The sequence below is a fragment of the Lentilactobacillus kisonensis DSM 19906 = JCM 15041 genome, from assembly GCF_001434135.1.
GTDB lineage: Bacteria > Bacillota > Bacilli > Lactobacillales > Lactobacillaceae > Lentilactobacillus > Lentilactobacillus kisonensis.
In genome coordinates this window covers 1-7,788 of sequence record NZ_AZEB01000049.1, presented here as the reverse complement: position 1 = coordinate 7,788, position 7,788 = coordinate 1, and the positions used below count along the sequence as shown (strand labels likewise).

Here is a 7,788-nt window from a genome sequence, read left to right as displayed (position 1 = left end):
GTTAATAGCCGTAACCGCTGCTAAACATTCCGAGGATGCTTGGTAAGTCCGCGGTGTTCCTAGAAGCTCGTTACTTTAGTGACGAGTAGTTCACTTTCCATTTTGAGTATACTGGTTACTCCATTTTGAGTATACTGGTTACATAGTAATAGTGAGCAAATCGGTTAGGAATCGGAGTGTAAGTCTCCTCTAACAGAAATCCCTGGGTTTGGGATTTTTGTTAGAGGTACTTACGCGCAGATTCCTGCTTTGTGCATCTATCCTAATCTACATTTGCAATTTAAAGGAGGAATCAGTTTGGATAACCTTATTCACGCAACCCAAGCAACTGGTGGTAGTTCCGATCAACCCACCAATGATTCAATTAACACCACATTATTGAAGGATGATCTTTATCAAGCCGTTAACGGCAATTGGGAGAAAACTGCCCAGATTCCGGCCGACCACTCTTCAACTGGTGGCTTTATGGACTTGAATGATAACATTGATAAGCAATTGATGAGCGACCTAGACGAAATTATTGCATCGAAAAAGTCTTATGAAGGCCCCTTCGCTGAATTTTTGAAACTGTATGAATTAGCCAGAAACTTCAAAAAGCGGGATGCTGATGGCGCCAATCCCGTTAAACCATATTTGGAAAAAATCGAGCGTCTTTCCAGCTTTGATGACTTAAACAACCAATTAGCTGAATTGGTCAAATCAGGATTCCCGCTCCCAATTGGCTTTGGCGTGGAGCCTGATATGAAGAATACCAAGGTGAATGCTTTATTCGCTGCCGCTCCTGGTTTATTTCTTCCTGATCGCACTTACTACGAAAATAATAATCCAGCTTACAAGCAACTAATGCCCATTTTTACTAAGATGGTGAGCCAATTATTAGTACTCGCCGACTATAGTAGTAACGAAGCTGACGACATTGTTGAATCCGCCAAGAAATTTGATGCCGCAATTGCGCCTCACGTCAAATCAGCTGAAGAGTCCGCCGACTATAGTAAAATGTATAACCCAATGGCCTTCAGTGACTTTGCCAAATTAAGTGCGCATTTTGACTTCAATAAACTCGCTGCTGGTCTCTTTGACAAAGCACCTGAGCAAATTATTGTGACCGAGCCAAAGTATTACCAAGCACTTGATTCAATTGCCAATGAAGACACGTTCAACGACATGAAAAATTACATGTTGGTCAACATGATCACCTCCGCGGCAGGTTACCTATCAGAGGAATTCCGGCAAACCGGGTCAACATTTAGCCGAGCTCTTTCCGGCAAGAAGGAAGCAACGCCACAGAAGAAATCAGCTTTCTACCTGGCATCTGGCACCTTTGGTCAAACCATTGGTGACTATTATGCCAAGAAGTACTTTGGACCAAAAGCCAAGGCCGATGTTGAACACATGGTTAAAAACATGATCAGCGTCTATGAAAACCGCCTGCAAGCTAACACTTGGTTAGGGAAAGCAACCCGTGATAAAGCGGTCTTGAAGTTGCAAAAGCTTGAACTTCAAGTAGGTTATCCTGATCATATTGATCAATTGGAATATAAATTTAAAGTGACCCCCGAAAGTGAGGGCGGCACCCTCTTCGATGACATGACTAAGATTGGTGAAGTTGCGCTGGCAGATAATTTTGCCAAACTGGGCAAGCCAGTCGACCGTACCAAATGGGAAATGAGTGCCGCTACCGTGAATGCTTACTATGAACCATTTAAGAATATTATTGTCTTCCCTGCTGCTATCCTGCAGGCACCGTTCTATAGTTTGAAACAGACGGCTAGCCAGAATTACGGCGGGATTGGCGCGGTCATTGCCCACGAAATTTCACACGCCTTTGACAATAATGGGTCGTTATTCGATGAATTAGGTAACTTAAATAACTGGTGGACTAAGGAAGATCATGAATACTTCTCCAAGTTAGCTGATAAGATGGTCAAGGAATTCGATGGCATCAAATTTGCCAGTGGCAAGGTTAACGGCAAGTTAACGGTATCGGAAAATATTGCCGATGCTGGTGGATTGAGTTGTGCGAATGAAGCCGCTAAGAACGAAGCCGACTATAACTTATACGACTTCTTCATCAACTGGGCTAAAATCTGGCGAATGAAGGCCACCAGTCAATACAAACAACTTCTACTCAATATCGATGTCCATGCCCCAGCAGAACTCAGGGCAAACGTCCAGGTAAAGAATTTGGACGACTTCTACTCAACCTTTGAGGTTAAAGCTGGCGATGGCATGTATTTGAAACCGGAGGATAGGGTGAAAATCTGGTAGAGTGCGAATGCACATTGGGAGTTTCCGGAGCATAACTGGTAACCAGGCATTGATCGGCGCTTTTCCGATCGGTGACTGGTTTCAGTTATGTGTAGGAAACTAATGTGCTGAGCACGTTTAGTGAGCGGAGCAAAGCGTTTAGAAAGCGGAGCCTAAGTTACTCCGTTCAGAAATCCTGGGCTTGGATTTTTGAATGGAGTGGCTTAGGTGCAGCTTTCTGCTTTGCGGAGCGGTCCTATGATCAGAGTGTGCAACCAAGCGGTTAGAGCCTGGTATAACAGACCTAATCCATACCAAATAAACGATCCACTAAACAGCTACACCCTTTCACACCATACTAAATCAAATAACGATCAATCTTGCTTCCCACGAAGGCTAGATTGATCGTCATTTTTTTATTAGATAATCCCAAATAATAGCAAACCATTATTTCTTAACATAATAATCAACCAAACTAATCAGTGCTTCCAAGAACATGCCGATCACCATCAAATACATGACAAGCATATTCATTCCCATGAACAGCAAAATTCCCATCACAAAATAAAAACAAACGAAGAACCAACGCAGCCAAATGTTGCTAACCATCTTTTATTCACTTCCTACTCTTATTTAATTATTTCAACTTAATTCATTTATCCTAAGTGTATTTCTATAATAATCATAATAGCTACTGCCCATCCAACAATGATAAACGCGGCTACCAAGTTTGATAGTGGTATAAAGTAGTTAATCAAGACCAGCACTGCAAAAAAGGGAATCGATATGCCATAAAACATTTTTTGCGCCCGCTTCCAGTTAACCAGTGAAGTCCGCGTGCCCTCACTTCGGTAGCCAACCCAACGAGAAACTTTATGGGTGGGGTCAACCATATAAATCCCCCATGCCACAATTAATACAATTAAAATGATACTCTCAATTGAGTTCATATCGATATTTTCCTCCTTCACAAAGAATGGTTCGACCTTAGACCATGGCTTATCTAATGTTCAATAAACTGGACGGTCGCACCGAAAATATCAACTTATTCACTCACGTCTTTTACATTCTTTCTCGTAGTTACTAGGTTGGATATAATTAGATAAATCGCCATAATAAATATTGCTACATCAATAATCCAGAAAATATTCAATGGCGAAACATGAATAAAAATGGTTCGATTCAAATAAGCAATAATAACACCGACCCAAAATTTGAATCTTTTATAAAAGTACCTATTGAACATCATAATTTACGCTCCCTTAAACTCTTGATTATCAAAGATCCCGCGATAATTAACTGGTAATCACAGAACCACTCAAAAAATCCGTTGACTTTATTTATTAGATAAAGATTTCTTCTAATCTATTGGAACTTAATCAACATATTCTACATTAGAACAATTACAATCTGAAAGCAAATCAATTGCTAATTCCCCCTGGCCAATGTAAACTGTTATTGTCGAAATATATTTCATGTAAACAAAGCATTAATGATATATAATATATATAAAGCGTACCAAACCAGTGAGGTGATAGCATGAAATTAACTGAATATCTTCACAATCAATTACAGTTCTTAAATGATCAAATGAGTTCCGCTAAAAAAGATAAGAATGAGACGATGCAGTATCTGGTTGACTCTAAGATCACAGAAGTTAAATTAATCATCGAAGCCTTACAAAAGGGCATTATCGACGATATAAGTTAAAAAGTGGCCGGCGGGCCATTTTTTGTGTTTTAATAGAAGTTAGACTTTAAGAATCCAGTTCAATACAAATAAAAGGAAGTAAATTAATTGATTACATTAAAATCACCACGTGAAATCGAAAAGATGGCTGAATCAGGTGCAGTTCTTGCCGGGGTTCATAAGGAACTTCGCAAGATGATTAAGCCTGGCTTAGACACCTGGGACATTGAATTGTTCGCGCGCCGTTATATTAAGGAACACAACGCCTACCCTTCAGAAATGGGCTTTGATGGCTACAAGTTTGCCACTTGTATTTCAATCAACGAAGAAGTTGCTCACGGGATTCCCCGTAAGGGCTTGAAGCTCAAAAACGGTGACGTCCTCAAAGTAGATATGTGCGTTAACAAGGACGGTTTTGAAAGCGATTCTTGCTGGACTTACGCCGTTGGTGACGTTTCTGATGAAATCAAAAAGCTAATGGATGTTACCAGAAAAGGCCTTTACCTTGGAATCGATCAAGCCGTTATCGGTAATCGTCTCGGTGATATTGGCGCCGCAATTCAGACCTACGTTGAGGATGAAAATCACATGGGCGACGTCCGTGAGTTAATTGGCCATGGTATTCAACCATCCATCCATGAAGCACCTAACGTTCCAGCCTATGGCGTCCCTGGTCAAGGCCTCCGACTTAAAGAAGGCATGACGATTACCATCGAACCCATGGTCAACACTGGTACCTGGGGAATCAAGGACCGCTATGATAAGAAGGATGATTGGACTTATTACGTTTCAGCAGATGGTACCCCATCTGCTCAATATGAACACACCCTGGCAATTACGAAGGATGGTCCAAAGATCTTAACTTCACAAGATCCGGGCATCGATAAAAAGTACCTTTTAAACTAAGCTAATTTAAAATTAAAAAAATAAGGCTGGAACAAAACAATGCGTTTTGCTCACAGTCTTATTTAGTATCCTCATGCGTTAAAAAATAATTTTGCCTTATAATAATGATAAAGGAATGATAAAGGGACTGATAATATGAATAACAAAGATTTTAGGTTTCCAGACACTGCCGCTTACAATTTTGTCGTAAACGCCTTGAAAGATCGCGGTGTTACTTATGAAGATATTGCTAATATGGCCTACAAACTTCAAAAGAAATATATTCCCGACATCTCCATGGAAGAAGTCAAAAAAGACACGATTGACGTGCTCCACAAACGAGAGGTTCTTAACAATGCGATGGTCGGTCTTGAACTCGACCGCTTAGCAACCCAGGGACTACTGAAAGAACCCTTGGAAAGTATCATTATGAACGACTCAGGTGTCTTCGGTGTCGATGAAGGGATCGCCCTTAACATTGCCAACATCTATGGTACCATTGGCATCACAAACTACGGCTACGTTGATCGTGATAAAAGCGGTGTTGTCAAAAAACTCGATGAAGAAAAAGATGGCACGTCCAATACCTTTATAGACGATATTGTCGGTGCCATTGCCAGCGCGGTGTCAGCGAAGATCGCCCACCGCAATAACTAACGCCAACCAAAATGTGTCTGGTCCACATCACGCTTCCGGATTCCAGAAACATATGGATTGCCTTTCACAAAGTACCTGAGTGGTTTGGTTGCCCAATCACCTTGATTCGCAACCCCAATTCGATTAGATGACGCAATCGTGGCGGGCATTTTGCGTTGTTGCTTATCAATTTTTAACCGCCCATCACCAAAAATTTCAAAATTCATTTTCTTATCGGCAATGCCAAATGCTTCCATCAATTTACCGGGACCATTAGTTAAGCTGACGCCTGGTTTCTTCCGATTAGTAAGCATGATTCCCTCACCGATTGTCGGTTGGATTGCCCGAATAAGGATTCCTTGGGGCACATCCTTTTCTTGGGCAGCCACATCCAGTAAATACCGGCCGTGAATCGAATAAATATAAACGGTTCCGGGTGGCCCATACAATGGCTCATTCGAGGCAGTTCGTCGCCCTTTAAACGCATGGGCAGCTGAATCTTTCTGTCCCATGTAGGCCTCGGCTTCAACAATCCAGCCACCAACCCGACCCTTGGGGGAATCGTACGTTAATAACATCCCCAACACTGATTTTGTTAATTGATCGGTTGGTGCACTGGCATAAAATGGATCAGATTTACTCAAGCTGAATTACCCCCTTCGGTAAGTGAGCGGAGTCAGGCGATTAGAAACTGAAGTATAAGTCTCCTTGGGCGGGAATTCCCGGGCTTGGAATTTTTGACCAAGGTGCTTATACGTAGGTTTCTGCCTGACGCAGTTGTCCTTAATAAAAAATAATATAGGAGAGATAGAATGACACTTAAATTAGAACGTATTTATGACAAACCCCAGGACCTTTCAGGCTACCGCATCTTGGTTGATCGGCTTTGGCCCCGCGGGATTTCTAAGGTTAACGCTAAGTTAGACGAATGGGAAAAAGAAATTGCCCCATCAAAAGAGCTGCGGTCATGGTTCTCCCACGATCCAGAAAAGTTCCCAGCATTCCAAGACAAATATATCGCTGAACTGAATGGCAACGAAAAAACAGCGGCCTTTATCAAACTCATCAGTGACAAACTAAAAGCTGGCAACGTCATTTTACTTTACGGTGCCAAAGACCGCGAGAATAATCAAGCGGTCGTCCTCAAAGAATACCTGGAAGATCACATTGGCCAAGCCTGATGGATTTTTTCAAGGGTTAACGCCTTAGTGCTAGTGAAATTGATATCAGCCTTATGGAGAACTTTAGGGTCACCCACCCCAATTGATACCATGTGAGCGGCATTGATCGACTCAACCCCCACGACACCATCGTCAATTCCAATACATTCATCATTACTCAAACCAAGCATTTCGGCGGCCTTTAAAAAGACGTCTGGTGCTGGCTTATTATGTTTGAGCTTGGTAATGTCAACGATTAGTGGAAAGTAGGATTGCAGCTGCAGCTTTTGAATTTCCTTTGGCGCGTTGGCTGAAGCAGAGGCAATGATCATTTTGTAATGATTTTTCCGAAGTTCATTTAAGAACTCACGGATGCCAGGTAAAATATCGTTTGGATTCATTTTATCCAGCATCGTTTGGTAAATGGCATTCTTTTTATCTGCCAGGGCTTCCTTTTCAGTTTCAGAAAAGTTAGCTAACTGACCGCCGGATTGTAAGATCACGTTAAGCGAGTCAATTCGATCACGCCCCTTAATTGCCTCTTCAAGCTGGTCACTCCAAGTAATCCCTAACGAAGTCGCTATTTCACGCCAGGACTTACTATGATATAACCACGAGTCAGTGATGATACCGTTAAGATCAAATAAGACGCCCTTTATCTTGGCAAAATCGCTCATTAGAATTCATCCCCTATTTTAAAAAGTGAGCGGAGTCAGGCGATTAGAAACCGGAACATAAGTCTCCTTGGCCAAGAATTCCCGGTTTTGGAATTTTTGGCCAAGGTGCTTATGTGGCCGTTTCTGCCTGACGCAGCTGTCCTTAAAAGTGAGCGGAGCAAAGCGCTTAGGAATCGGAGTGTAAGTCTCCACAAACAGAAATCCTGGTTTTGGGGATTTTTGTTTGTGGTGCTTACACGCAGATTTCTGCTTTGTGCAGCTGTCCTTTGGAATAATAATTAAAATCAAATATAAGTTAATGATAAGCCACCCAGAGTGATAAGACCACTTATAGATAGCAAAAAAGCCATTGAAAAATCATGGCTTCTTTTGTTTTGTCGTTTAATTTTAGAAGTGATGTGTTGGTGAAGTGGGGGCTTGGCAACATTGTGGAAACGTGCTGCACCAGGTAGAGACTTCCACATAAGCACCGCTAACAAAAATCCCATAGTTTT

General features: G+C 41.8%; 10 protein-coding genes. 5 read left to right on the top strand and 5 right to left on the bottom strand.

All coding sequences use genetic code 11. From position 1 onward, the window contains the following. Positions 1–297 precede the first annotated feature (297 nt). On the top strand, positions 298–2,268 hold the full coding sequence (locus tag FC98_RS13215) for a M13 family metallopeptidase (protein ID WP_191982010.1): 1,971 nt from the start codon (positions 298–300) through the stop codon (positions 2,266–2,268). Between the two features lie 426 nt (positions 2,269–2,694). On the opposite strand, the gene FC98_RS15030 is transcribed toward FC98_RS13215, so the two are convergent. Both FC98_RS15030 and FC98_RS13210 read right to left on the bottom strand, forming a co-directional pair. After that, a complete protein-coding gene (locus FC98_RS15030) occupies positions 2,695–2,856 on the bottom strand; it encodes a hypothetical protein (RefSeq protein ID WP_169788698.1) in 162 nt (53 codons plus the stop codon). 47 nt (positions 2,857–2,903) lie between these two features. Next, positions 2,904–3,197 carry a hypothetical protein gene (locus tag FC98_RS13210; RefSeq protein WP_056949719.1) on the bottom strand — a complete coding sequence of 98 codons (294 nt, stop codon included), beginning with the start codon at positions 3,195–3,197 and terminating at the stop codon, positions 2,904–2,906. Between the two features lie 589 nt (positions 3,198–3,786). Here FC98_RS13210 and FC98_RS15025 point away from each other — a divergent pair. The 3 genes from FC98_RS15025 (at position 3,787) to FC98_RS13195 (ending at position 5,478) form a co-directional block, all read left to right on the top strand. After that, positions 3,787–3,957, top strand: a complete 171-nt coding sequence (locus tag FC98_RS15025) for a hypothetical protein (RefSeq protein ID WP_008856382.1) — start codon at positions 3,787–3,789, stop codon at positions 3,955–3,957. 87 nt (positions 3,958–4,044) lie between these two features. Then, positions 4,045–4,842: a type I methionyl aminopeptidase gene (gene map, locus FC98_RS13200; RefSeq protein WP_056949717.1), complete on the top strand. Its 798-nt coding sequence runs from the start codon at positions 4,045–4,047 to the stop codon at positions 4,840–4,842. Positions 4,843–4,977: 135 nt separating this feature from the next. Next, the gene (locus FC98_RS13195; protein ID WP_008856380.1) at positions 4,978–5,478 is read left to right on the top strand and encodes a phosphatidylglycerophosphatase A family protein; all 501 of its coding nucleotides are present in this window, start codon (positions 4,978–4,980) and stop codon (positions 5,476–5,478) included. On the opposite strand, the gene FC98_RS13190 is transcribed toward FC98_RS13195, so the two are convergent. Next, complete coding sequence (locus tag FC98_RS13190; RefSeq protein ID WP_040471280.1) at positions 5,475–6,101, bottom strand: DNA-3-methyladenine glycosylase; 627 nt, start codon at positions 6,099–6,101, stop codon at positions 5,475–5,477. The two genes, FC98_RS13195 and FC98_RS13190, sit on opposite strands and share 4 nt — an antisense overlap. 168 nt (positions 6,102–6,269) lie before the next feature. On the opposite strand from FC98_RS13190, the gene FC98_RS13185 reads away from it, so the two are divergent. Next, positions 6,270–6,638 (top strand): DUF488 domain-containing protein, encoded by a 369-nt coding sequence (locus tag FC98_RS13185; protein WP_008858172.1) that lies wholly within the window; start codon positions 6,270–6,272, stop codon positions 6,636–6,638. Here FC98_RS13185 and pgmB read toward each other — a convergent pair. Next, entirely contained in the window at positions 6,620–7,294 is a 675-nt protein-coding gene (pgmB, locus tag FC98_RS13180; RefSeq protein WP_008858171.1) for a beta-phosphoglucomutase, read from the bottom strand. The two genes, FC98_RS13185 and pgmB, sit on opposite strands and share 19 nt — an antisense overlap. A 284-nt stretch (positions 7,295–7,578) precedes the next feature. Continuing rightward, on the bottom strand, positions 7,579–7,788 hold a 210-nt coding region (locus FC98_RS15245; protein ID WP_235803643.1), incomplete at its 5' end, for a hypothetical protein.